The sequence below is a fragment of the Streptomyces sp. NPDC001848 genome (assembly GCF_042891915.1).
In the GTDB taxonomy this organism is placed as follows: Bacteria; Actinomycetota; Actinomycetes; order Streptomycetales; family Streptomycetaceae; genus Streptomyces.
This window is the reverse complement of the sequence record NZ_JBIATP010000002.1, coordinates 525,357-549,624: the sequence shown is the minus strand read 5'-3', so window position 1 is coordinate 549,624 and position 24,268 is coordinate 525,357. Positions and strand designations below refer to the sequence as shown.

Below are 24,268 nucleotides of genomic sequence, written 5' to 3'. Positions count from 1 at the left end.
CCTACGATGGTGGGCGTGCCAAAGCTGAACCGCGCCGACGCCACAGCGGCCCTGCGCAACCCGCTCGCCTTCATCGCCGACCGCTGGACCCCCGAGCCCCGGACCGTCCAGCGGGCGGCTCTCGCCGCGCTCGTCATGTCGGTGGTCATCGTCGTCACCGGCGGTGCCGTCCGGCTGACCGCCTCGGGTCTCGGTTGCCCGACCTGGCCCGAGTGCACCGACGGCTCACTGACGCCGACGCACGCGCTGAGCTATCACAGCGCCATCGAGTTCGGCAACCGCATGCTGACGTACGTGCTGTGCGCCGCGGTCGGCTGGGCGATCATCGCCGCCCGCTCCGAGAAGCCGTACCGGCGCAGCCTGACCCGGCTGGGCTGGGCGCAGTTCTGGCTCGTGATGAGCAACGCGATCCTCGGCGGAATCGTCGTGCTCGTGGGCCTCAACCCGTACACGGTCGCGGCCCACTTCCTGCTGGCGACGGCTCTCGTCGCGGTCGCCGCGGTGATGTGGCAGCGCGCCCGCGAGGGCGACGGCGCGCCCCGGCCGCTGGTCGGCAAGGCCGTGCAGCAGTTGGTGTGGTTCCTGGTGGCCGCGTCCCTGCTGCTCATCGCCGTCGGCACGGTGGTGACGGGGGCCGGGCCGCACCCGGGTGACTCCGGCAAGGTCGACCGGATCCACATCAGCTGGGAGACGGTGGCCAAGGTGCACGCGGTGCTCGCCTGGATCGTGGTGACGCTGACGTTCGCGCTGTGGTTCCTCCTCAAGGCCGTCGACGCCCCCAAGGGCCCCCTGGCCCGCACCCGCGACCTGTTCCTGATCCTGCTCGCCCAGGGCGTGATCGGCTACGTCCAGTACTTCACGCACCTGCCCGCGGTCCTGGTCGGCCTCCACATGCTCGGCTCCTGCCTGGTGTGGATCGGGGTGCTCCGGGTGCTGCTGTCGCTGCGCGAACGCGCCGGAGCGGCCACCGGCCTTCCGGGTCCCTCGGCGGAGTCGGCTCTCACCAACGCCTGACGGTCGTACCCCGCAGGGCTCACTGCAGCCCGTACACCCGGCGCGCGTTCCCCGCCGCGATCATCTCCGCCACCCGCTGGGCGTCCGCCAGGGACCAGGCGCCCTCGGAGACCCAGCCGCCCAGCAGCCGGGACAGCGCCTCGCGGAAGAGGCGGGCGCCGATCACATGGAGCTCGGGCAGGCCGTGGGCGCCGCTGGAGAAGAGGAGCTTGCCGAAGGGCGCCAGCTCCAGGATCTCGGCCAGGACGGCGGCGGCCCGGGCGCCGGTGCGGACCAGCGCGGCGCCCAGGTCCGCGTAGACGTGCGGGAAGACCCCGGCCAGATGCGCCGCGTGCCGGTGGTACGGGTAGCCGTGCAACAGGACGAGGTCCGTACCCAGACCGGCCGTGGCGCGCACGAAGTCGGTGAGCAGGACGGGGTCGGTGCGGTCGATGCGCAGGCCCGGTTCGCCGAGGCCCGCATGGAGCTGGAGCGGCCGGCCCGAGGCCACCGCGCTCCACAGCAGATGGCGCAGCAGCACCGGGTCGGACAGGGTGCCTCCGACTCTTCGGCCCGCCAGCCAGCGGCCGGCCGCGCCGCGCACCTCCCCGGGACCCGGCGGCTCCGGCGCGAGGGACAGACCGTGCCGCACGCCGGCGACCGAGGTGAACGCCACCGCGTGCGCCGCCGCCCCGTGGATCGACTCGGCGAGATTGGCGAGGAATCCCTCCACGGTGCCGGAGGTGTCGGCCACCTGTTCGGCGAGCAGCTCAAGGCGCACGATCTCGTGTGCCTCGGCATCCCCCGTGGACGCCATCTCGGCGGGCCCGGTCAGGTCGCCGGGCAGCCCGGTGTCGACGAGGTAGGTGGTGATGCCGCTGCCGCGCAGCAGCCTGCGCCCCGCTTCCAGGACACCGAGCTCACGCCGCCGGGCGAGATAACGGGCGGGCGGGCAGTGCGGCTCCAGACCGAGCAGCGGCGGACACCAGCGGCGTACGGCGAAACCCGTCTGGGTGTCGAACAGGGTGGTACCGGCGGCGGGCGGGCCCTCGGTACGGGCGAGGTGGGCCTCGAAGGTGCCGAGGCCCAGCTCGCTGCGGAGCACGCCGTGGCAGTACTGGTCCACCAGGGACGGCGTTTCGATCATCCGGACTCCCGTGACTGGACCGTGCCTCCTGAAGGTCCTAACGGGTGAACCCGGCATGAGGTGTTGCTACCGGGCGGCGCGCTTGCCGCCCACCTGGATCCCCGCCATGCGCGTCCACTCGTAGGGGCCGGTCTCCACCTTGCCCGCGAACTCGCCGTCGAACGCCTCGTGGACGGTGATGCCGGACTTCTCCACCGCCTTCTCGGCCACGGCGTAGCTGGGCGCCACGAGGTCGCCCCAGGTGCCGTCCTCGCCCACGAGCACGATCCGCGCCCCGCGCTGCCCGATGTACGCGACCTGGCCCTCGGCACCGCCGTGGGCCTTGGAGAAGGAGCTGATCTGCCGGGCGATCCGGGCCACCCTGCGCTCGTCCTTGGGGTCAACCTGCTGCGTGTCTGCCATGGTCAGGATGCTACCGACGGGTAGATCGACTGGCGAGAGCAGTGCCCTGTGACGTACGTCAGCCGACGCGGTGTGCGCGTCGTCAGCGCAGGAACGGGTCGACCGCCACGGCGACGAACAGCAGCGAGACGTAGGTGATCGACCAGTGGAAGAGCCGCATCTCCTTCAGCTTGGCCCCGGTGGCCTCCGCCTTCGCCCGGTTCTGCAGCGCGTGCGCCTCCCACAGCCACCAGCCGCCCGCAGCCAGCGCGACCGCCGTGTAGAACCAGCCGGTGTAGCCGAGCGGGGTCAGCAGCAGGGAGACGGCGACCATGACCCAGCTGTAGAGCACGATCTGCCGGGCGACGACCTTGTTGGAGGCGATGACCGGCAGCATGGGCACGCCCACGCGCGCGTAGTCCTCCCTGACCTTCATGGACAGCGGCCAGTAGTGCGGCGGCGTCCAGAAGAACATCACGAGGAAGAGGATGACCGGGGCCCACGACATGGAGTTGGTGACCGAGGACCACCCGATGAGTACGGGCATGCAGCCGGCGATGCCGCCCCACACGATGTTCTGCGAGGTACGACGCTTGAGGATCATCGTGTAGACGACGACGTAGAAAAGGAGCGCTCCGAGCGACAGCCACGCCGACAGCCAGTTGACCGTGAAACCGAACAGCAGCGTGGAGACGACCGCCAGCGTGATGCCGAAGGCGAGGCACTCGCGGGGGCTGACCATGCCGGTGACCAGCGGGCGCTGGGAGGTGCGGTCCATCAGCGCGTCGATGTCGCGGTCGATGTACATGTTCAGCGCGTTGGCACCGCCCGCGGACAGGTAGCCGCCGAGGCAGGTGAGCAGGACCAGCTTCAGATCCGGCACGCCCCGCTGGGCGAGGAACATCACCGGGACCGTGGTGATCAGCAGCAGCTCGATGATCCGCGGCTTGGTCAGTGCCACGAACGCCTTGACACGGGCCCCGAACGGCCGGTGGCTCGGGCTCTTGCTCGCACCAAGCACCCCCTCCCCCTGTGCCTGAAGGGCCTGGGAGGTGCCCCCAGGACGGGATTCGACGGCCGTCACGCACACCCCTGACAGAGACATCCCAGCGAGCCGTGGCTGTGAACGCCCAGTAAAGGCTCGCGCGTACTCACGCAACTTTAGACGTTGCCCGAAGCGCGCCCTTCGCGGGGGGTGGGTCGTGTTCGCCGGCGGCTGTGCGGCCGGTGAAACGAACGGTGAAAGGAACGGTGGAGCACGAGCCCGTTCCCGCTCGGTTGAGCGATCGGATGAGCGGCTCCGTATTCAGTTGCCGACCACGGATATGGCGGGTCGGGAGGCGGACTTCCGGGACTCCCGGCAGTCTGGAATGACCCGAAAAGACGCACGTACTTACAGGGGTAGGCTCAGCAGCGGCCGGTGGGCGCCCAGTGCACCGGCATTCGACATGTGGAGAGGAGCCCTGACCCAGGGTGAGCACCAAGCCGACCACCACAGACCTCGAGTGGACCGAGTTGGACCAGCGTGCGGTCGACACCGCGCGTGTCCTGGCCGCCGATGCCGTACAGAAGGTCGGAAACGGCCATCCGGGTACGGCGATGAGCCTGGCTCCGGCCGCCTACACCCTCTTCCAGAAGGTGATGCGCCACGATCCGGCCGACGCCGACTGGGTGGGCCGTGACCGCTTCGTGCTGTCCGCCGGCCACTCGTCCCTGACCCTCTACACCCAGCTGTACCTGGCCGGCTTCGGCCTGGAGCTGGACGATCTGAAGGCCTTCCGCACCTGGGGCTCGAAGACCCCCGGCCACCCCGAGTACGGGCACACGGTGGGCGTGGAGACGACGACCGGCCCGCTGGGCCAGGGTGTCGCCAACGCCGTGGGCATGGCGATGGCCGCCCGCTACGAGCGCGGCCTGTTCGACCCGGACGCCCCGCAGGGCGAGTCCCCCTTCGACCACTTCATCTACTGCATCGCCGGCGACGGCTGCCTGCAGGAGGGCATCTCCGCGGAGGCGTCCTCGCTGGCCGGGCACCAGAAGCTCGGCAATCTGATCCTGCTGTGGGACGACAACCACATCTCCATCGAGGGCGACACCGCGACCGCGGTCTCCGAGGACACGGCTCGGCGGTACGAGGCCTACGGCTGGCACGTGCAGCGCGTCGCGCCGAAGCCGGACGGCGACCTGGACCCGCACGCCATCTACAACGCCATCCAGGAAGCGAAGAAGGTCACGGACCGGCCGTCCTTCATCGCGATGCGTTCGATCATCGCCTGGCCCGCGCCGAACGCGCAGAACACCGAGGCCGCGCACGGCTCCGCGCTGGGCGAGGACGAGGTCGCGGCCACCAAGCGGGTCCTGGGCTTCGACCCGGAGAAGTCCTTCGAGGTCACGGACGAGGTCCTGGCGCACACCCGCGAGGCGCTTCGGCGAGGCCGTGAGGCCAAGGCCGAATGGGAGAAGTCCTTCCAGCAGTGGCGGGACAACAACCCCGAGCGCGCCGCCGAGTACGACCGGATCAGCAAGGGCGAGCTGCCCACCGGCTGGGAGGAGAAGCTCCCGGTCTTCGAGGCGGGCAAGGGCGTCGCCACACGTGCCGCCTCCGGCAAGGTGCTACAGGCGCTGGGTGCCGTCATCCCCGAGCTGTGGGGCGGTTCCGCCGACCTCGCCGGGTCGAACAACACCACGATCGACAAGAACAGCTCCTTCCTGCCGGCCGACAACCCGCTGCCGGAGGCGAGCCCCTACGGCCGCACGATCCACTTCGGCATCCGCGAGCACTCCATGGCCGCGGAGATGAACGGCATCGCGCTGCACGGCAACACCCGGATCTACGGCGGCACGTTCCTCGTGTTCTCCGACTACATGCGCAACGCCGTGCGCCTGTCCGCGCTGATGCACCTGCCGGTGACGTACGTGTGGACGCACGACTCCATCGGTCTCGGTGAGGACGGCCCGACCCACCAGCCGATCGAGCACCTGGCCTCGCTGCGCGCCATCCCGGGCCTGAACATCGTGCGCCCGGCCGACGCCAACGAGACCGCGATCGCCTGGCGCGAGATCCTCAAGCGCTGGACGAAGGAGTTCGGCAAGGGCGCCCCGCACGGTCTGGCGCTGACCCGTCAGGGCGTGCCGACGTACGAGCCGAACGAGGACACCGCGCGCGGTGGCTACGTGCTGTTCGAGGCGGACGGTGGCGAACCGCAGGTGATCCTGATCGCCACCGGGTCCGAGGTGCACCTCGCCGTCGAGGCGCGCGAGCAGCTCCAGGCCGAGGGCGTGCCGACGCGGGTGGTGTCGATGCCGTCCGTGGAGTGGTTCGAGGAGCAGGACCAGGGGTACCGGGACAGCGTCCTGCCGCCGTCGGTGAGGGCGCGGGTCGCGGTCGAGGCCGGGATCGGCCTCACCTGGCACAAGTACGTCGGGTATGCGGGACGCATCGTTTCCCTGGAGCACTTCGGTGCTTCGGCCGACGGCAAGGTGCTCTTCCGCGAGTTCGGTTTCACTGCCGAGAACGTCGCATCCGCCGCCCGGGAATCGATCGCCGCAGCCCAGCGCTGACGCTGATACACGACACGTAGGAGATGCAATTTCCATGACAGACGCACTCAAGCGCCTTACCGAGGAAGGCGTCGCGATCTGGCTGGACGACCTGTCGCGCAAGCGGATCACGTCCGGCAACCTCGCCGAACTGATCGACCAGCAGCACGTCGTGGGCGTCACCACCAACCCGACGATCTTCCAGAAGGCGATCTCGTCGGGCGACGGCTACGAGCAGCAGCTCGCCGACCTCGCCGCCCGCAAGGTCACCGTCGAAGAGGCGATCCGCATGATCACCACGGCGGACGTCCGGGACGCGGCGGACATCCTGCGTCCGGTGTTCGACGCCACCGAGGGCCAGGACGGCCGGGTGTCGATCGAGGTCGACCCGCGGCTCGCGCACAACACCCGGGCCACCGTCGCCGAGGCCAAGCAGCTGGCCTGGCTGGTCGACCGGCCGAACACGCTCATCAAGATCCCGGCGACCCGTGCGGGCCTGCCGGCGATCACCGAGACGATCGGCAACGGCATCAGCGTCAACGTCACGCTGATCTTCTCGCTGGAGCGCTACCGCGAGGTCATGGACGCCTACCTCAGCGGCCTGGAGAAGGCCCGTGAGAGGGGCCTGGACCTCTCCCGTATCCACTCGGTGGCGTCCTTCTTCGTCTCCCGCGTCGACACCGAGATCGACAAGCGGATCGACGCGCTCGGCACGCCCGAGGCGAAGGCGCTGCGCGGCAAGGCCGCCGTCGCCAACGCGCGGCTCGCCTACCAGGCGTACGAGGAGGTCTTCTCCTCCGACCGCTGGTCCGCACTGGAGAACGCCGGCGCGAACAAGCAGCGTCCGCTGTGGGCCTCCACCGGCGTGAAGGACAAGGCGTACAAGGACACCCTGTACGTGGACGAGCTGGTGGCGCCGAACACGGTGAACACCATGCCGGAGGCCACCCTGGTGGCCACCGAGGACCACGGCGAGATCAGCGGCAACACCGTCGCCGGCACCTATGAGCAGGCGCGCGCCGACCTGGAGGCGCTCGAGAAGCTCGGGATCTCGTACGACGAAGTGGTCCAGCTCCTGGAGGACGAGGGCGTCGAGAAGTTCGAGGCGTCCTGGAACGACCTCCTCAAGTCGACCGAGGCGGAACTGCAGCGCCTCGCGCCCTCGGAGGGCTGAAATCTTGACATCCGTACACGGAGCGAATCCGCTTCGTGACGCCGCGGACCGGCGGCTCCCGCGTATCGCGGGGCCGTCGGGCCTGGTCATCTTCGGCGTTACGGGCGATTTGTCACGTAAAAAGCTGATGCCAGCCGTTTACGACCTGGCAAACCGGGGTCTGCTGCCCCCGGGCTTCTCGCTCGTCGGCTTCGCCCGCCGCGACTGGGAGCACGAGGACTTCGCCAGGGTGGTCCACGACGCCGTCAAGGAGCACGCCCGTACGCCGTTCCGCGAGGAGGTCTGGCAGCAGCTCATCCAGGGGATGCGCTTCGTCCAGGGCACCTTCGACGACGACGACGCCTTCGAGCGGCTGCGCTCGACGATCGAGGAGCTCGACAAGGCGCAGGGCACGGGCGGCAACTTCGCCTTCTACCTCTCCGTGCCGCCGAAGTCCTTCCCGGTGGTCATCCAGCAGCTGAAGAAGCACGGCCTGGCCGACCAGCAGGCCGGCTCCTGGCGCCGCGCGGTCATCGAAAAGCCGTTCGGTCACGACCTGAAGTCGGCCGAGGAGCTCAACAAGGTCGTGCACGAGGTCTTCGCCCCGGACCAGGTCTTCCGCATCGACCACTACCTGGGCAAGGAGACGGTCCAGAACATTCTGGCGCTGCGGTTCGCCAACACGATGTTCGAGCCGATCTGGAACCGGTCCTTCGTGGACCACGTGCAGATCACCATGGCCGAGGACATCGGCATCGGCGGCCGCGCCGGCTACTACGACGGCATCGGTGCCGCCCGGGACGTCATCCAGAACCACCTGCTCCAGTTGCTGGCGCTGACGGCCATGGAGGAGCCCGCCTCCTTCGACGCCGACGCGCTCGCCGCGGAGAAGACCAAGGTGCTCGGCGCGGTGCGGCTGCCGAAGGACCTGGGCGCCTCGACCGTGTTCGGGCAGTACGCGGCCGGCTGGCAGGGTGGCGAGAAGGTCATCGGGTACCTCGAGGAAGAGGGCATCGACAAGAAGTCGAAGACGGACACCTACGCCGCGGTGAAGCTGGAGATCGACAACCGCCGCTGGGCGGGCGTGCCGTTCTACCTGCGCACCGGCAAGCGGCTGGGCCGCCGGGTGACGGAGATCGCGGTCGTCTTCCAGCGGGCCCCGCACTCCCCCTTCGACACGACGGCCACCGAGGAGCTCGGCCAGAACGCGGTCGTCATCCGCGTCCAGCCGGACGAGGGCGTCACCGTGCGCTTCGGCTCCAAGGTGCCGGGCACCTCGATGGAGATCCGGGACGTGTCCATGGACTTCGCCTACGGCGAGTCCTTCACCGAGTCCAGCCCGGAGGCGTACGAGCGTCTGATCCTGGACGTGCTGCTGGGTGACGCCAACCTCTTCCCCCGGACGGAGGAGGTCGAGCTGTCCTGGAAGATCCTCGACCCGATCGAGGAGTACTGGGACGAGCACGGCAGGCCCGCGCAGTACCCGGCCGGCACCTGGGGGCCCGTCGAGGCGGACGAGATGCTTCAGCGAGACGGACGGAGCTGGCGCCGGCCATGAAGATAGACCTCACGGACACCACGGCCAGCAAGATCAACAAGGCGCTGGTGGAGGGCCGCCGGGCGATCGGCACGCCTGCCGTCGGCATGGTGCTCACGCTGGTCATCGTCACCGACGAGGAGAACGCCTACGACGCGCTGAAGGCCGCCAGCGAGGCCTCGCGCGAGCACCCCTCGCGCACCCTCGTGGTCATCAGGCGCGTCTCGCGTTCGCCGCGCGACCGGACCTCGTCGCGTCTGGACGCCGAGGTGCGGGTGGGCGCGGAAGCGGGCACCGGCGAGACGGTGGTGCTGCGGCTGTACGGCGAGGTGTCCGACCACGCCCAGTCGGTCGTCCTCCCGCTGCTGCTGCCGGACGCCCCGGTCGTCGCCTGGTGGCCGGTGAACGCGCCGCTCGACCCGGCGAACGACCCGCTCGGCGCGCTCGCGCAGCGCCGGGTGACCGACTCCTACACGGCCGAGGCGCCGGTGCGGGAGCTGAGCGCCCGGGCCGATGCCTACACGCCCGGCGACACCGACCTGTCGTGGACCCGTATCACGCCCTGGCGCTCGATGCTGGCCGCGGCCCTCGACCAGGTCACCTGCGAGGTGCGGAAGGTCGAGGTGGAGGGCGAGGAGTTCAACCCGAGCTGCGAACTCCTTGCGATGTGGCTGGCGGACCGCTTGGACGTCCCGGTGAAGCGCTCGATCTCCTCGGGTCCCGGCCTGACCGCGGTCCGCATGGACACCACCTGCGGTCCGATCACCCTGGACCGCGCGGACGGCTCGCTCGCGACCCTGTCCATCCAGGGCCAGCCGGACCGTGCGGTGGCGCTCAAGCGCCGGGAGACGGCGGAGCTGATCGCGGAGGAGCTGCGGCGGCTGGACCCGGACGACACGTACGCGTCGGCGCTGCGGTACGGGGTGGACCGGCTGAACACGGGGGCTGCGGAGGCCGCCGATGCTCCGGCACAGGAGCCGGTGGCGGTGGAGGCCCCCGTGGAGACGGCCGCGAAGGCACCCGCGAAGAAGGCCACCAAGAAGGCCCCGGCGAAGAAGGCGGCCGCCAAGTGACTGCTCCCCAGCTCGTCGTGCACCGCGACAAGGAGTTGATGGCCCAGGCCGCGGCGGCCCGGCTGATCACGAAGATCGTGGACGCGCAGGCCTCGCGCGGCTCCGCGTCGGTCGTGCTCACCGGTGGCCGCAACGGCAACGGCCTGCTCGCCGCACTGGCCGCCGCACCGGCCCGGGACGCCATCGACTGGGGCCGCCTCGACCTGTGGTGGGGCGACGAGCGCTACCTGCCGGAGGGCGACCCCGAGCGCAATGTGACCCAGGCCCGCGAGGCCCTGCTGGACTCCGTGCCGCTGGACCCGAAGCGCGTGCACGCCATGCCCGCGTCGGACGGCCCCTACGGTGCGGACGTGGAGTCGGCGGCCGAGGCGTACGCGGCGGAACTGGCCCGGGCCGCGGGTCCCGAGAACCACGGCCCGGTGCCCACCTTCGACGTGCTGATGCTGGGCGTCGGCCCGGACACCCATGTGGCGTCGCTGTTCCCGGAGCTGCCGGCGGTACGGGAGACGGAACGAACGGTGGTCGCCGTCCATGGCGCACCGAAGCCGCCGCCTACGCGCATCTCCTTGACGCTGCCGGCGATCCGCGCGGCACGCGAGGTGTGGCTGCTGGCGGCGGGCGAGGACAAGGCGCAGGCGGCGGCGATCGCCCTGTCGGGCGCGGGCGAGATCCAGGCCCCGGCGGCGGGCGCCCACGGCCGCTCGCGCACGCTGTGGCTGCTGGACGCGGCGGCGGCCTCGAAGCTGCCGCGCTCCTTGTACCCACCGGCGTCGCCGTGAGGAACGGGGGCGGCAGCAGATGCCCCGACTGCCGCCCCCGTCGCCTCGGTCGACCCCCTCAGGGGGACCTCATGCGTATTCGCTTTGCGCCGGCCGCCGTCACGGCCGCAGCGCTCGCCGTCGTCGTCGCGACCCCGGCCCAGGCCACCGAGTACTCCTCCGCCCCGAAGATCAAGGGCGTCCAGTACGACGCACCGGGGCGGGACTCCAACAACTGCCGTACCCGAAACACCAAGAGCGAGTACCTCACGATCAAGAACTACTCGCGCAGCACCACGGTGAACCTGAAGGGCTACGTCGTCAAGGACGCCGCCGGCAACCGGTTCACCTTCCTGGCCAACCACTACCTCCAGCCCGGCGACCACGTGAACCTGCGCGGGGGGCACGGCACCGACTCGGACGCCGGGAACGTCGTCCACCGCCAGAACTGCAACTTCATCTGGAACAACGACAAGGACACCATCCACCTGTACAAGCCGTCCGGTGCCCACGCGGACACCCATGCCTACACCAGGTCCCGCGACGACCGGAACGGCAACGGTTACATCACCTTCCACGGCTGGGGCCGCTCCGTCCGGTAAGCGTGTGCGGGGGCGGCCGTCTCCCGGCCGTCCCCGCACGAGTCGCCGCGGCGTGGCTCGGTCACTTGACCGAGCCCGCCATCACCCCCTGCACGAAGTGCCGCTGGAACGCGAAGAACACCACCACCGGCACGATCAGCGACAGGAACGCACCCGGGGCCAGCACATCGATGTTGCTGCCGAACTGCCGGATCTGCGACTGCAGTTCCACCGTCAGCGGCTGCGACGAACTGTCCGCGAACAGCAGGGCCACCAGCATGTCGTTCCACACCCACAGGAACTGGAAGATGGCCAGGCTGGCGAGGGCCGGGCGCCCCACGGGCAGGACCAGCCGCGTGAAGATCCGCCACTCGCTGCCCCCGTCCATCCGCGCCGCCTCCAGCATCTCCTTGGGCATCTCCGCGAAGTAGTTCCGCAGCAGGAACACCGCGAACGGCAGACCGTACGCCACGTGGAAGAGGACGACACCGGGGATCGTCCCGAACAAGCCGAGCTGTCCGAAGAGTTTCGCCACCGGCAGCAGACCGATCTGCACCGGCACCACCAGCAGCGCCACCACCAGCAGGAACAGCGGCTCCCGGCCGGGGAAGTCCAGCCACGCGAAGGCGTATCCCGCGAGCGCCGCCAGCACCACCACCAGCACCGTCGCCGGCACCGAGATCAGCACGGTGTTCCAGAACGCCTGCGTGATCCCGGCGTTCTTCAGCAGTGCGGAGTAGTTGTCGAAGGACAACTGCCCGGGGCTGACCAGCGCCGTCCACCAGCCGCCCTTCGCCGTGTCCGACGCCGACCGCAGCGACGACACGAACAGTCCCGCCAGCGGGGTCAGCCAGATCAGGCCGATCACCACCAGGAAGGCCTGCACCAGCCCGTTGCCCAGCCCCCGCCTCACCGCGTTCATCGCTGACTCCTTCGGAAACGCCGGACGTTGAAGACCATCGCGGGGATGACCAGCAGCAGGAGCAGTACGCCCAGCGCGCTGCCCAGCCCCTGGTTGTTGCCGCCGCCGAACGACACCAGCCACATCTGCGTCGCGAGCACGGTCGCGTCCTCCTGCACCGGCCCGGGGGCGATGATGTAGACGAGGTCGAACACCTTCATCACGTTGATGACGAGGGTCACGAAGACGACCGTCAGCACCGGTGCGAGCAGCGGCACCGTGATCCGTCGGAAGATCTGCCATTCGTTCGCCCCGTCGATCCGCGCCGCCTCCAGCGCGTCCCGTGGCAGCGTCGACAGGCCGGCGCCGATCAGCACCATCGCGAAGCCGGTCCAGATCCACAGGTACGCCCCGATGATCGCGGGCGTGACCAGCGTCGGGCCGAGCCAGGACACGCCCTGGTACGGCTGTGCGAAGTTCGACGCCGGCAGCCTCACCGTGTACGAGCCGGGCTTCAGTCCCGGGAAGTGGAAGGAGCCGTCGGCCGCCGTCGTCGTGCTCCCGACCGTCCGGCCGTCGCGCACCGCCTCGACCTTCATTCCCGGCAGCCCGCTCTCCCGCGGGTCGACCTTCCCCTGCCTTCCGCCGCCACCGGGCGAGAAGTCCAGGTACACGACCCCGCGCAGTTCGTCGGAGGCGGCCTTCTTCCCGGCCGCCGCGTACGCGGGCGCGGCACCCTTGGGCAGGTCCTTGGGCAGGACGCCGACCATCGGAAGCGTCACCGAGTCACCGGGGGCGACGCTCGCACGCGTCGCGTACGAGCCGTCACGGCCCTGCGTCAGCCCCTGGCCCTCGCGCGCCCGCGCCGTCGGATACGACGACGTGCCCTCGAAGGCGTCGTGGAGGGAGACCGCTGCCGCGTTCAGCACCCCCTTGTTGGGGTCCTGGTCATAGGCGAGCCGGAAGATGATGCCCGCGGCGAGGAAGGACACCGCCATCGGCATGAAGAGCAGCAGCTTGAAGGCGGTGGCCCAGCGCACCTTCTCCACCAGGACGGCGAGGATCAGGCCGAGCCCCGTCAGCAGCGCCGGAGCCACGACCACCCAGATCGTCGTGTTCCGGATGGCCTTCAGCGTCGCCGGGTCGCGGAACATCTCGGCGTAGTTGGCGCCGCCCACGAACCGAGTCCCGGAGGCGTCGAAGAAGCTGCGCCCGATCGAGAACAGCACGGGGTAGACGACGAGCGCGCCGAGCAGCAGCAGCGCGGGGAACACGAACAGCAGGGCGATGATCCGCCCCCGCCGCCGGGTGCGGCGCCTTTCGGCGGCACCGGCGGCGGTCGGCGGGCTCGCCTCTTTCACGAGCGTGGCGGTCATGGCCGGTCAGCCCTGGTAGGCCTTGGCCGCGGCGTCCTCGAGCTGCGCCGCGGTCGCCTTCGGGTTGGACGGGTCGCGCAGGAAGTCCTGCAGCAGCTTCCACTCGCCCGCGCCCTTGGTGCCGCCGAAGGCCGCCGGCGCCTGGTCGGACATGTCGAAGCGGACGGAATCGCCCGCCGCGATCAGGGACTTGGCCGTCGCCCGCGTCACGTCGTCGGCGTAGGAGGAGAGGTCGAGCTTCTTGTTCGGGGACAGGAAGCCGCCCGCCTTCGCCCACACGGCCGCTGCCTCGGGGGTCGCCAGGTACTCCAGCAGCTTCATGCCGGCCTTGGCGTTCCTGCCGTCCTTGAGGACGACCGCCGCGTCACCGCCGCTGACGACCGGTGCCGTGCCGCCGTCGACCGACGGGAACGGGAAGAAGTCCGCGTCCTTCCCGATCGTCTTGCCGAACTGGTCGTGCGCGACTCCGGCCACGAAGTCGCCCTCGTACACCATGCCGGCCTCGGGCTTGGGCCCGAACACCTTCTCCACCGACCCCGGGAAGTCGGTGTTGAGGGCCTCCTTCTGGCCGCCCGCGATCAGCTGCTTGTCCTTGAACAGCTTGCCCAGCGTGGTGAGCGCCTTGACCACGCTCGCGTCGGTCCACTTCAGCTTGTGCGCGGCGAGCGCGTCGTACTTCTCGGGACCGGCCTGGGAGAGATAGATGTTCTCGAACCAGTCCGTGAGGGTCCAGCCGTCCTCCCCCGCGACCGCGAAGGCGGCGAGGCCCGAGTCGGAGACGGTGTGTCCGGCCTTCAGCATCTCGTCGTACGTCTTCGGCGGCTTGACCCCGGCCTGCTTGAGCGCGTCGGGGCTGTACCAGACGGTCGACTTGTGGGCGGCCTTGAAGTACAGGCCGTACAGGGTGCCGTCGACGCTGCCGTACTTCTTCCACACCGGCGCGTAGTCGTTGTCGACCGACTGCTGGGTGGTCGCGGACAGCGGCTTCAGCCAGCCCTTCTTGGCGAACTGCTGGAGCACGCCGACCTGCGGGACCATCACCACGTCCGGCGCGTTGCCGCCCTCGATCTTGCTGCCGACGACGGTGGAGACGTTGTCGCCGGTGGAGATGAACTGCGTCTTGGCGCCGGTCTTCGCGCTGAACGCGTCCAGCACCTTCTGGAAGTTCTTCTGCTCGCTGCCGGTCCAGACACCGGCCACGGTGACCGTCTGGCCGCTGAGCGCCTTGTCACCGCCGCCCGCGGTGACGGGGCCGCCGCCGCAGGCGGTCGCGCCGAGTGCCAGGGCGAGGGCGGTGCAGCCGGTGAGCAGGGTGGTACGTCGTCGCATCATCGTTGATGTCCCTTCAGGGGGTGGGGAATTGACGGGGTTCAGAGGTCGGTGCCGTCACTGATCCACCAGGCGGCCGTCGAGCCGGGGAGCACCCCGGGCGGGCAGGGGCCGCTGGCCAGCAGGGGGGTGCCGGAGACCGGCGCGGGCGTGGGGGCGGTGCCGAAGTTGACGGCGCAGACCAGGTCGTCGCCGCGTAGGAAGGCGAGGACGCCGGGTGGGGTGTCCAGCCAGCGCAGCGTGCCTTCGCCCAGTTGCGGGAGCGAGGAGCGCAGTTGGAGGCCGTCGCGGTACAGGTGCCAGAAGGAGCGGGTGTCGGCGAGCGCCCGGTCGGTGGCGTACTCGGCGAAGTACGAGGGCTGCGGCAGCCAGGGCCTCGCGCCCTCGGCGCCGGAGGTGAAGCCGAACGGGGATGCCTGACCGGACCACGGCAGCGGCACCCGGCAGCCGTCGCGGATGCGGGCGCGGCTTCCGGTGCGGCGGAAGATCGGGTCGGTGAGCACGTCGTCGGGCAGGTCGACGACCTCGGGCAGGCCCAGTTCCTCACCCTGGTAGATGTACGCGGCTCCGGGCAGCGCCAGCATCAGCAGTGCGGCGGCACGGGCGCGGGCGGCGCCGAGGCCGCTGCCCTGGGGGGTGGGTTCTCCGTAACGGGTGACGGTGCGGACCTGGTCGTGGTTGTTGAGGACCCAGGTGACCGTGGAGCCCGTGCCGGCGATGTCCTGCATGGCCTCGGAGATGACCTTGCGGAAGGCGTCGGGGTCCCAGGGGGCGCTGAGCAGGTCGAAGAAGAACGCCTGGTGCAGCTCGTCCGGGCGGACGTACTGCGCGTGTTCGCGGGCGGTCGGCACCGATACCTCGCCGACGAGCAGGCGTTCACGGCCGTCGCGTGCCGTGTACTCCTCACAGACGGATCGCCAGTGCCGCCACACGTCGTGCACCTCGGGCTGGTTCCAGGCGAGCGGGTTGACCGAGTCGCGGGTGCGGGCGTCGGCCTCCGGGTCCGGGGAGTCGGGCAGCTCCGGGTGCTTGAAGAGGCCCGCGGCGACGTCGATGCGGAAGCCGTCGACGCCCCGGTCCAGCCAGAAGCGCAGCACCCGGTCGAACTCGGCGGGGATCTCGGGGTTGCGCCAGTTCCAGTCGGGCTGCTCGGGCGTGAACATGTGCAGGTACCACTGGCCGGGGCGGCCGTCCGCCTCGGTGATCCGGGTCCAGGCCGGGCCGCCGAACATGGCGTGCCAGTTGTTGGGCGGCTCGGAGCCGTCCGGGCCGCGGCCGTCGACGAAGTGGAAGCGAGCCCGGGCCGGGCTGCCGGGCGGCGAGGCGAGGGCTTCGCGGAACCACGGGTGCTCGCTGGAGCAGTGGTTGGGGACGATGTCCAGGAGCACCTTGATGCCGAGCCGCCGGGCGGCCGCCATCAGCAGGTCGAACTCGGCGAGGTCGCCGAAGAGCGGGTCGACGTCGCAGTAGTCGGAGACGTCGTAGCCGTGGTCGTGCTGCGGGGAGGGGTAGAAGGGGCTCAGCCAGATCCCGTCGACGCCGAGCTTCTTCAGGTACGGCAGCCCGGCCCTGACGCCGGCCAGATCGCCGATGCCGTCGCCGGTGCTGTCGAGGAAGCTGCGGACGTACACCTGGTAGATCACTGCGTCGCGCCACCAGCGATGGGTGTCGATGTGCTTGGGACTCACCCCGTTGACCTGTCTGTGCGTGCTGACGGTTATGCATGCATGTTAAGTAGCGGTTTCACGAGGGTGTCAACGAACAAGACAGAAACTACCGAGGAGTTGACGTGACAAATCCGGACTTATTGGGGCGCAAGCTGGCCAGATGAGATGTCCGCGTTACCTAACAAGTAACTAGCGATGGGAGATGGCGGCCAGCTCGCGGGCCAGGCGTCGTACCGCCGACTCGGGCGTCTCCTGCCCCGTCAGCGCGTCGTGCACCACGGCCTGCACGGCGAGGCTGACCTGGTCGTAGCGCGGGCTCTTGGGGCGCGGTGCGGCCGCCAGCACGGCGGCGCGCAGGGTCGGCAGGTACGGGAACTGCCGTACGAGTTCGGGGTCGTCGTAGAGCGCGGCGCGCACCGGCGGCAGCGCGCCGCGGGTGAGGACCTGGCGCTGGACGCCCTCGCTGGTGAGGTACGCGATCAGGCGCGCGGCCGACTCGGGGTGCCGCGCGTGGGCGTTGACGGCCAGGTTGGAGCCGCCGAGGACACTCGTTCCCGGCCCGTCAGGCCCGGGCAGCGGGACGGCGCCGACCTTCCCGGCCACCTTGGAGCCCGGGGCGGAGGCGGCGACGTACGCGTACGGCCAGTTGCGCAGGAAGAGCAGCCGGCCCTCCTGGAAGGCCTGCTTGGACTCCTCCTCCTTGTACGTCAGCGCCTTCCTCGGGATCCACCCCTCGCGCACCCCGCGGGCGAGGAACCCGATGCCCTCGCGGGCCGCCGCCGAGTTCACGGTGACGCGCTCTCCCTCGTCGCCGAGGATCGTGCCGCCCGCCGAGTACACGGCCTCCGCCGCGTTGACGGTGAGGCCCTCGTACGGCAGGAACTGGCCCGCGTAGCCGTCGAGTCCGTACTTCGGGGCGATGGTCTTCGCGTCGTGCTCCAGTTCGGCCCAGGTGCGCGGCGGCGGCACGCCCTCCTTGGCGAGGATGTCCTTGCGGTACAGGAGCAGACCCGCGTTGGTGACGTACGGGACCGCGTACAGCTGTCCGTCGTAGGTCGCCGTGTCGACGACGGGCGGCAGGAAGCTCTTCAGCGGGAACCGGTCGCGCGGCAGCGGGCGGATCCAGCCGGCCGCCGCGAACTCGGACGTCCAGGCGACGTCGATGTTCAGCACGTCGAACCGGCTGCGGTCGCCGCCGCGCAGGTCGGTGGTCATCTGCGCATGCGTCTCGTCGGCCGAGTCCGGCAGCTCGACCAGGGTGACCTTCTCGTCGGGGTGGGTGCGGTTCCAGCCCTGCAGGAGGGGGCCGAGGTAGCCGGTGAGATCTCCGGCGGTGGCCAGGGTGAGCGGTCCCCGGCCGCCACCGTCGCCTTCGTCGGCGCGGGCGCCGGAGGCGACGTAACCGGTCATGACCACGGCGAGGACGAGGAGGCCCCTACCGGCGGCGCGTATCCACCGCATAGGTTCCTCCCTGTACACCGGCACCGGGCACCCTCGCCCGGGGTCAGAGGCCATGTATACCTGTTAGGTATGCGCGATACTAGGGCCTGGAGCACATCCCGAGGACAGGAGGACAGCACGAGTGCGCCTGCCCCTCCTGGCACTCCTCGCGCGCGGCCCCGCCCACGGCTATGAGCTCAAGCAGGACCTTGAGCAACTGCTGGGCTCCGCGTACCCTCAGCCGAACGTCGGCCAGATCTACGTCACCCTCGGCCGCCTCGAGAAGTCCGGACTGATCGAGGGCGAGGACGTCGAGCAGTCCAGCCGGCCCAACAAGAAGGTCTACCACCTCACCGAGGCCGGGCGGGAGGCGCTGCACGCCTGGTTCGAGGAGACCGAGGACGAGCCGCGGGTACGGGACGAGTTCTTCATGAAACTGGCCCTCGCCCCGCGGACCGGCCTGGCCGACCAGATCGCCCTGATCAACAAGCAGCGGCGCCAGTACCTCAACACCATGCGCGACCTGTCGAGACTGGCCGCCGCCGAAGACCGCGACAACCGTATCGCCCACCTGCTGATCGAGGGCGCGATGCTGCACCTGCAGGCCGACCTCGACTGGCTGGAGCGGTGCCAGGAGGAACTGGAGGAGCTGGAATGAGCGAGCGCCCCACTCCTTTCCTGCGCGCCGAGGGGCTGGTCAAGACCCACTACGGCGAGGGCGCCCCGGCGCACGCCGTGCGCGGCGTGGATCTGCGCCTGTCGCGGGGCGAGTTCGTGGCGGTCACCGGCCCGTCCGGCGCTGGGAAGTCGACGCTGCTGCACCTGCTCGGTGGGTTGCAGCGACCGGACGCCGGCAGCATCTGGCTGGACGGCGAACGCACCGACTCCTACAGCGAGGCCCGCTGGGCCGTCGAACGCAGGAAGCGCATCGGGATCGTCTTCCAGTTCTTCAACCTGGTCTCCGACCTGTCGGTCGCGGACAACGTGGAGCTGCCCGCGCTGCTCGCCGGTGTGCCGCCGAAGCAGGCGCGCGCCGAGCGGGAGGCGCTGCTGGGCGAGCTGGGCCTGACCGGCAAGGAGCGCAGCATGCCGGGTGAGCTGTCCGGCGGCGAGCAGCAGCGGGTGGCGCTGGCCCGGGCCCTGGTCAACCACCCGCCGCTGCTGCTGGCCGACGAGCCCGCGGGCAGCCTCGACAGCAAGGGCACCCGCGAGGTGATGCGCCTGCTGTCCCGCTTCCACCAGCGCGGCCAGAGCATCCTCCTCGTCACCCACGACGCCCGGCTGGCGAGCGCCGCGGACCGGGTCATCTGCTTCTTCGACGGGCGGATCGTCGACGACGCGGAGCTGGACGGTGCGCCGCCCCGCCGGGCCGGGACATCCGGTGTGTCCGGCGTCCTGGAGTTGAAGGACTGAGTGCGGTGTACGACCACCTGACGTGCTCCGGCGCCTTCCCGGGACCGAGGAGCTGAAGCCCGTGCGAGCAACTCTGCGCTGGGCGCACTCCGATCTGCGCACGCATCGCGGCGAGGCACTGTTCATGGTGCTCGCCACCGCCGGCATCGTCGCCTCCCTGCTGCTGGCCACGGCCCTGTTCGGGTACGCCACCAACCCCTGGCAGCGCATCTTCACGCAGGCGCGCGGCGCGCACGTGTGGATCCACACCGCCCGCTCGGCCGACACATCGACCCTCGCCCACCTGGACGGCGTCGAATCCGTGGCCGGCCCCTACCCGACCGAGTACGCGACCCTCGCCTCCCGTGGCACCCGGGCCTCCGTCGAGCTGCGCGCCACCTCCGGGCGGCCCTCCGTCGGCCGCCCGCTGCTCACCTCGGGCCACTGGCTGGATCCCGCCGACCCGGGCGGCGTGGTGCTGGAGAGCCGACTCGCCAGGGCGCTGCTGGCCGAGCCAGGAGACACCCTGACGGTGGCCGGTACGGCCCGGACGCTGACCGTGGTGGGCGTCGCGGACAGCGCCGAACCCCGCTACCGCCCCGGTGAACAGCCGGGACTCGTCTGGGCCCTGCCGTCCGCCGTGCGCGACCCCGGCGGCCAGGTGACCGGGCTGCGACTGTCCGACCCCGACGACACGGACTACACCGTGCAGCGCGCCGTCACCGTCCTGGGAGCCGGCGCGGTCAGCGAGGTCTCGACCTGGCAGCAGGCGCGGGCGGAGGCGCAGGGCGACAACCGGCTGCTGGGGCAGGTCCTCGGCCTGTTCGGTCTGGGGGCGCTGGTGGCGGCCGGGTTCGCCGTGCACGGGGCGATCGGTACCCGGGTGCGGGGGCATCTGCGGGACATCTCGGTGCTGAAGGCGATCGGCTTCACACCCGGCCAGGTCGTCCGCGTCTTCCTGCTCCAGCACGTGGCGTACGCCTTGTGCGGCGCGGTGGCCGCGGCGGCGCTCACCCAGGGGCTGGGCCGCCGACTCCCGGGACGCTTCGGGGACGCGGTCGGCGTGTGGCAGGGGCTGCCGGGACACACCGTGACGCTGTCCGCGGTCCCGGCCGGAGCGGTGCTGTTCATCGCCGCCACCACCGGGCTCGCGGCCTGGCGGGCGGGACGGGTGCCTCCGGTGCCGGTGCCACGGCCCGCGGCGCCGGCCGGGGGACGCCTGACGGTCCTGGCGCGCGGCGCCCTCGGTCTGCGGCTGCCGCCCGCGCTGGTCCTCGGCTGGCACCGGGCGTTCGCCCGCCGTCCCCGGTCGCTGGCCACGGTCGCCCGGCTCGCCCTGCCGCTGCTGCTGATCGTGGTGGCGATGAGCGCGTGGACGACCATCGACCGCTTCCACTCGAAGCCCGGGGAGGTAGGGCTCGCCGCCGCCCTCACCGTGCGCCCCGACAGCGGTCTCGGCGAGGCGGCCACCCGCGCCCTGCTGGAACGCGACCGGCAGGTCGCCGACGCCTACCCGGGCGTCGAGGTGGCCGCCCTGGTGCCGGGCCAGACAGCCACCATCGCCCTGCGCGGCCTGGGCACCCGCCAGAACCCCTACCCCTACGCTCTCGCCGAGGGCCGTCCCGCGCGGGGCCCCGACGAGGCCGTGGCCGGGCAGGGGCTGCTCGACCTGCTGGACGTACGGGTCGGCGACTGGGTGCGGATGACGGTGGGCGACCAGCCGCAGATCCTGCACATCGTGGGTCGCAGCATCGAACCGGAGAACGCCGGCCGGGTCATCTCCACCTCGCTCGACACCCTCCGCGAGAACGACCCGGGACTGCGTCCCACCCTGTACCAGCTCCGGCTGCGCCCGGGCGCCGACCCGCACCAGGTCGCCGACGACCTGGCCAGGGCCGCCCACGGGCACCTGGACGTGCACCCCGTGACCAACCCCGCGGACGGTCTCTCACCGCTGCGGGGAGTCGTCGCCGGACTGATCGCCGTGCTCGCGCTCATCGGTATCGTCGAACTGCTGACCGCGATCGGCGGCACCGTCCGCGAGGGCGAACGGGACCTCTTGGCGCTCAAGGCGATCGGCCTGTCCCCGCGGCAGATCACCGCGATCACGGTCACGGCCACCGCCGGTACCGCCCTGGCCGCGGTGGTCGTCGCCACGGCGCTGGGGCTTCCCCTCGCCCACTGGCTGATCGACGCCCAGGGCCGCTCCAGCGGTATCGGCGCCGGGCTGGCCCGGGGCCCCTCCCCCGTCCTCCTGCTGCTGTTCGGCACCGCGGCCGTGGCGGGAGCCGCCGCGCTGGCCGCCCTGCCCGCGGCCCGTGCGGCCCGCCGCCGGCTCGCGGACACGTTGAGCGCGGTGGCGTGAACGGGTGGCCTGAGCGGGTGGCCTGAGCCGGGCGGTCTGAGCGGGCCATTTTTTGAGCGGGCGGTCCGGGCGCGGTGGCCTCAGCCGGCTGCCGGAGAGCGGACGATCGCGCCGCCCGCCTCCCGCTGCTCTGTCCTGCCCTGTCCCTAACGGCCGCGCCATTCGCGGTACTTGGCGACCAGGGCCTTGCTGGACTCGTCCAGGCCCGGTACTTCCGCGCCCTCGGTCAGCGCCGGCTCGACGCGCTTGGCGAGGACCTTGCCCAGCTCCACACCCCACTGGTCGAAGGAGTCGATGTTCCAGATCGCGCCCTGGACGAACACCTTGTGCTCGTAGAGGGCGATGAGCTGGCCGAGGACCGACGGGGTCAGCTCCTTGGCGAGGATGGTGGTCGTCGGGTGGTTGCCCTTGAACGTCTTGTGGGGCACCAGCTCCTCCGGCACGCCCTCCGCGCGCACCTCCTCCGGGGTCTTGCCGAAGGCGAGCGCCTGGGTCTGGGCGAAGAAGTTCGCCATCAGCAGGTCGTGCTGGGCCTTCAGCTCGTCGGCGAGCTCGGCGACCGGCTCGGCGAAGCCGATGAAGTCGGCCGGGATGAGCTTGGTGCCCTGGTGGATGAGCTGGTAGTAGGCGTGCTGCCCGTTGGTGCCCGGGGTGCCCCAGACGATCGGTCCGGTCTGCCATTCGACCTCGCGCCCGTCCCGGTCGACGTACTTGCCGTTGGACTCCATGTCCAGCTGCTGCAGGTACGCGGTGAACTTGGACAGGTAGTGCGAGTAGGGCAGCACGGCGTGCGACTGGGCGTCGTGGAAGTTGCCGTACCAGACGCCCAGCAGGCCGAGCAGCAGGGGTAGGTTGGACTCGGCGGGCGCGGTGCGGAAGTGCTCGTCGACGAGGCGGAAGCCGTCGAGCATCTCCCTGAAGCGGTCGGGGCCGATGGCGATCATCAGGGACAGGCCGATCGCCGAGTCGTAGGAGTAGCGGCCGCCGACCCAGTCCCAGAACTCGAACATGTTGGCCGTGTCGATGCCGAAGTCCTCGACCTTCTCGGCGTTCGTCGACAGCGCCACGAAGTGCTTGGCGACCGCATCCTGACCTGCCTTCAGCTCGTTCAGCAGCCACTTGCGGGCCGAGGTCGCGTTGGTGATCGTCTCGATCGTGGTGAACGTCTTGGAGGCGATGATGAACAGCGTCTCGGCCGCGTCCAGGTCGCGGGTGGCCTCGTGCAGGTCGGCCCCGTCCACGTTCGACACGAAGCGGACCGTCAGGTCGCGGTCGGTGTAGGCGCGCAGCACCTCGTACGCCATCGCCGGGCCCAGGTCCGAGCCGCCGATGCCGATGTTGACGATGTTCTTGATCCGCTTGCCCGTGTGGCCGGTCCACGCGCCCGAGCGGACCCGGTTCGCGAAGTCGGTCATCTTGTCGAGCACCGCGTGCACCTTGGGCACCACGTTCTCGCCGTCGACCTCGATCACCGCGTCCCGGGAGGCGCGCAGGGCGGTGTGCAGGACCGCGCGGTTCTCGGTGGTGTTGATCTTCTCGCCGCGGAACATGGCGTCCCTGAGGCCGAAGACGTCCCGCGCGGCGGCCAGCTCGCGCAGCAGCCGCAGCGTCTCGTCGGTGACCAGGTGCTTGGAGTAGTCGACGTGCAGATCGCCGACCTGGAGGGTGTACCCGCTGCCACGGCCCGGGTCCGCCGCGAACAGGTCGCGCAGCCGCACCTCGCCGAGCTCCTCGCGGTGCTTGGCCAGAGCGGTCCACTCGGGCGTCTGGTTGAGCCTGGTACGGCTGTCTGCGTTCATATGGGACTTCAGCCTTCTTCCTTGCCTGTACTGCGTACCTCGCCCCCGCTGCCGGGTCCAACCTAGTTGATGCCGGTGCGGCCCGACCTGTTGTCACGCGGTCCTGAGGGGCAACAACAGGTACGTCCGCCTTGCGCGCGCGTGTCAACGAGGTGACGGCGAGCGCGAAGAGCGCAGCGGCGAGCAGCGCGGGCCCGTTCAGCCCGTACGTCCGTGCCACGGCTCCGCCGAGCGGGGCGCCCAGCGGGGCGCCGGAGGTGGAGGCGGTGCGGAAGGCGGCGGCAGTACGGCCCATCATGGCCTCGGGGCTGCGGTGCTGCATGAGCGTGATCTGGTCGACGTTCCACACCATGCCCAGGGCGCCGAGCGGCAGCATGCCCGCGAACAGCGCCCCTGTGTGGCGGACGGTCCCGATGAGCAGCAGGCACGCCGTCTGGACGCCGCCGGCGACGAGCAGGGCGCGCAGGCGTCCGGTGCGGTGCGCGATCCGCTGGGCGGTGAATCCGAACCGTAGAGGGCACCACTGACAATCGGGCTGAGCTGCGAAAAAAGGCCGCTCGTGGCTTCCCCGGCCCGCCGCCGTCGCGCACGGCCGGGCCGCACGGGGACACACCCCGCAAGCCACCGGTCGCGCTCCCGGGGCCGAACCGCACGACGCACCGGCCGACGACCCGCGCGGGGCCGCCCCGGCCGCACGCGGCTCCAGATCGCGACCGCGCAGAGCCGCCCCGGCCGCACGCGGCTCCAGATCGCGACCCATGCAGGGCCGCTCCGGCCGTAGGAGGCATCGGCCCGCAGCGCGTGGCGGGACGCCCCGGCGGCAGGCGGAGCCGGGT

20 protein-coding genes are annotated in these 24,268 nt (G+C 70.8%); 11 read left to right on the top strand and 9 right to left on the bottom strand.

The genetic code is table 11. The features are described 5' to 3' along the window. Positions 1–6: 6 nt before the first annotated feature. On the top strand, positions 7–1,014 hold the full coding sequence (locus ACFYZJ_RS05505) for a heme A synthase (protein WP_388563115.1): 1,008 nt from the start codon (positions 7–9) through the stop codon (positions 1,012–1,014). Positions 1,015–1,033: 19 nt separating this feature from the next. Here ACFYZJ_RS05505 and ACFYZJ_RS05500 read toward each other — a convergent pair whose 3' ends face one another. The 3 genes from ACFYZJ_RS05500 to ACFYZJ_RS05490 all read right to left on the bottom strand — a co-directional run bounded on the left by ACFYZJ_RS05500 (position 1,034) and on the right by ACFYZJ_RS05490 (position 3,611). Further along, positions 1,034–2,140 carry an amidohydrolase family protein gene (locus ACFYZJ_RS05500; protein ID WP_388563113.1) on the bottom strand — a complete coding sequence of 369 codons (1,107 nt, stop codon included), beginning with the start codon at positions 2,138–2,140 and terminating at the stop codon, positions 1,034–1,036. A gap of 66 nt (positions 2,141–2,206) precedes the next feature. After that, positions 2,207–2,542 (bottom strand): hypothetical protein, encoded by a 336-nt coding sequence (locus ACFYZJ_RS05495; protein WP_388563111.1) that lies wholly within the window; start codon positions 2,540–2,542, stop codon positions 2,207–2,209. A gap of 82 nt (positions 2,543–2,624) precedes the next feature. Then, on the bottom strand, positions 2,625–3,611 hold the full coding sequence (locus tag ACFYZJ_RS05490) for a heme o synthase (protein WP_388563390.1): 987 nt from the start codon (positions 3,609–3,611) through the stop codon (positions 2,625–2,627). A gap of 383 nt (positions 3,612–3,994) precedes the next feature. Here ACFYZJ_RS05490 and tkt point away from each other — a divergent pair, with 383 nt between their 5' ends. The 6 genes from tkt (at position 3,995) to ACFYZJ_RS05460 (ending at position 11,184) form a co-directional block, all read left to right on the top strand. Beyond that, a complete protein-coding gene (gene tkt / locus ACFYZJ_RS05485) occupies positions 3,995–6,082 on the top strand; it encodes a transketolase (RefSeq protein ID WP_388563110.1) in 2,088 nt (695 codons plus the stop codon). Positions 6,083–6,116: 34 nt separating this feature from the next. After that, a complete protein-coding gene (gene tal, locus ACFYZJ_RS05480; RefSeq protein ID WP_388563108.1) occupies positions 6,117–7,235 on the top strand; it encodes a transaldolase in 1,119 nt (372 codons plus the stop codon). 4 nt (positions 7,236–7,239) lie between these two features. Beyond that, positions 7,240–8,772, top strand: a complete 1,533-nt coding sequence (gene zwf, locus ACFYZJ_RS05475; protein ID WP_388563106.1) for a glucose-6-phosphate dehydrogenase — start codon at positions 7,240–7,242, stop codon at positions 8,770–8,772. After that, on the top strand, positions 8,769–9,824 hold the full coding sequence (gene opcA, locus ACFYZJ_RS05470; protein ID WP_388563104.1) for a glucose-6-phosphate dehydrogenase assembly protein OpcA: 1,056 nt from the start codon (positions 8,769–8,771) through the stop codon (positions 9,822–9,824). The genes zwf and opcA overlap by 4 nt, the downstream gene beginning before the upstream one ends. Then, positions 9,821–10,603, top strand: a complete 783-nt coding sequence (gene pgl, locus ACFYZJ_RS05465) for a 6-phosphogluconolactonase (protein WP_388563102.1) — start codon at positions 9,821–9,823, stop codon at positions 10,601–10,603. The genes opcA and pgl overlap by 4 nt, the downstream gene beginning before the upstream one ends. A gap of 71 nt (positions 10,604–10,674) precedes the next feature. Then, a complete protein-coding gene (locus ACFYZJ_RS05460; RefSeq protein ID WP_388563100.1) occupies positions 10,675–11,184 on the top strand; it encodes a lamin tail domain-containing protein in 510 nt (169 codons plus the stop codon). A 61-nt stretch (positions 11,185–11,245) separates the two neighbouring features. Here the strand turns inward: ACFYZJ_RS05460 and ACFYZJ_RS05455 are convergent, their stop codons facing one another. The 5 genes from ACFYZJ_RS05455 to ACFYZJ_RS05435 form a co-directional block, all read right to left on the bottom strand. Further along, positions 11,246–12,085, bottom strand: coding sequence for a carbohydrate ABC transporter permease (locus tag ACFYZJ_RS05455; RefSeq protein WP_388563098.1), 840 nt, complete (start codon positions 12,083–12,085; stop codon positions 11,246–11,248). Continuing rightward, entirely contained in the window at positions 12,082–13,440 is a 1,359-nt protein-coding gene (locus tag ACFYZJ_RS05450) for an ABC transporter permease subunit (protein ID WP_388563096.1), read from the bottom strand. The genes ACFYZJ_RS05455 and ACFYZJ_RS05450 overlap by 4 nt, the downstream gene beginning before the upstream one ends. Before the next feature lie 6 nt (positions 13,441–13,446). Beyond that, positions 13,447–14,772: an ABC transporter substrate-binding protein gene (locus tag ACFYZJ_RS05445; protein WP_388563094.1), complete on the bottom strand. Its 1,326-nt coding sequence runs from the start codon at positions 14,770–14,772 to the stop codon at positions 13,447–13,449. A gap of 38 nt (positions 14,773–14,810) precedes the next feature. Continuing rightward, positions 14,811–16,442 carry a glycoside hydrolase family 13 protein gene (locus ACFYZJ_RS05440; RefSeq protein WP_388563388.1) on the bottom strand — a complete coding sequence of 544 codons (1,632 nt, stop codon included), beginning with the start codon at positions 16,440–16,442 and terminating at the stop codon, positions 14,811–14,813. A gap of 183 nt (positions 16,443–16,625) precedes the next feature. After that, complete coding sequence (locus tag ACFYZJ_RS05435) at positions 16,626–17,897, bottom strand: ABC transporter substrate-binding protein (protein ID WP_388563092.1); 1,272 nt, start codon at positions 17,895–17,897, stop codon at positions 16,626–16,628. A 121-nt stretch (positions 17,898–18,018) separates the two neighbouring features. Between ACFYZJ_RS05435 and ACFYZJ_RS05430 the strand changes: the two genes are divergently transcribed. From ACFYZJ_RS05430 to ACFYZJ_RS05420, 3 genes are all read left to right on the top strand, one after another. Beyond that, entirely contained in the window at positions 18,019–18,534 is a 516-nt protein-coding gene (locus tag ACFYZJ_RS05430; RefSeq protein ID WP_388563090.1) for a PadR family transcriptional regulator, read from the top strand. Further along, positions 18,531–19,289, top strand: a complete 759-nt coding sequence (locus ACFYZJ_RS05425) for an ABC transporter ATP-binding protein (protein WP_388563088.1) — start codon at positions 18,531–18,533, stop codon at positions 19,287–19,289. Before ACFYZJ_RS05430 ends, ACFYZJ_RS05425 begins: the two co-directional genes overlap by 4 nt. A gap of 61 nt (positions 19,290–19,350) precedes the next feature. Continuing rightward, complete coding sequence (locus ACFYZJ_RS05420) at positions 19,351–21,633, top strand: FtsX-like permease family protein (RefSeq protein WP_388563086.1); 2,283 nt, start codon at positions 19,351–19,353, stop codon at positions 21,631–21,633. Positions 21,634–21,779: 146 nt separating this feature from the next. On the opposite strand, the gene pgi is transcribed toward ACFYZJ_RS05420, so the two are convergent. Then, a complete protein-coding gene (gene pgi, locus ACFYZJ_RS05415; protein ID WP_388563084.1) occupies positions 21,780–23,432 on the bottom strand; it encodes a glucose-6-phosphate isomerase in 1,653 nt (550 codons plus the stop codon). Positions 23,433–23,745: 313 nt separating this feature from the next. Between pgi and ACFYZJ_RS05410 the strand changes: the two genes are divergently transcribed. Then, a complete protein-coding gene (locus tag ACFYZJ_RS05410) occupies positions 23,746–23,946 on the top strand; it encodes a hypothetical protein (RefSeq protein ID WP_388563082.1) in 201 nt (66 codons plus the stop codon). Positions 23,947–24,268: the final 322 nt, after the last annotated feature.

Coding starts and splice junctions, on each gene's coding strand:
- ACFYZJ_RS05460 (WP_388563100.1), top strand. CDS start 10,675: ATGCGTATTCGCTTTGCGCCGGCCGCCGTCACGGCCGCAGCGCTCGCC.
- ACFYZJ_RS05425 (WP_388563088.1), top strand. CDS start 18,531: ATGAGCGAGCGCCCCACTCCTTTCCTGCGCGCCGAGGGGCTGGTCAAG.
- ACFYZJ_RS05450 (WP_388563096.1), bottom strand. CDS start 13,440: ATGACCGCCACGCTCGTGAAAGAGGCGAGCCCGCCGACCGCCGCCGGT.
- tal (WP_388563108.1), top strand. CDS start 6,117: ATGACAGACGCACTCAAGCGCCTTACCGAGGAAGGCGTCGCGATCTGG.
- ACFYZJ_RS05435 (WP_388563092.1), bottom strand. CDS start 17,897: ATGCGGTGGATACGCGCCGCCGGTAGGGGCCTCCTCGTCCTCGCCGTG.
- opcA (WP_388563104.1), top strand. CDS start 8,769: ATGAAGATAGACCTCACGGACACCACGGCCAGCAAGATCAACAAGGCG.
- ACFYZJ_RS05505 (WP_388563115.1), top strand. CDS start 7: ATGGTGGGCGTGCCAAAGCTGAACCGCGCCGACGCCACAGCGGCCCTG.
- ACFYZJ_RS05500 (WP_388563113.1), bottom strand. CDS start 2,140: ATGATCGAAACGCCGTCCCTGGTGGACCAGTACTGCCACGGCGTGCTC.
- ACFYZJ_RS05495 (WP_388563111.1), bottom strand. CDS start 2,542: ATGGCAGACACGCAGCAGGTTGACCCCAAGGACGAGCGCAGGGTGGCC.
- ACFYZJ_RS05455 (WP_388563098.1), bottom strand. CDS start 12,085: ATGAACGCGGTGAGGCGGGGGCTGGGCAACGGGCTGGTGCAGGCCTTC.
- pgi (WP_388563084.1), bottom strand. CDS start 23,432: ATGAACGCAGACAGCCGTACCAGGCTCAACCAGACGCCCGAGTGGACC.
- ACFYZJ_RS05445 (WP_388563094.1), bottom strand. CDS start 14,772: ATGATGCGACGACGTACCACCCTGCTCACCGGCTGCACCGCCCTCGCC.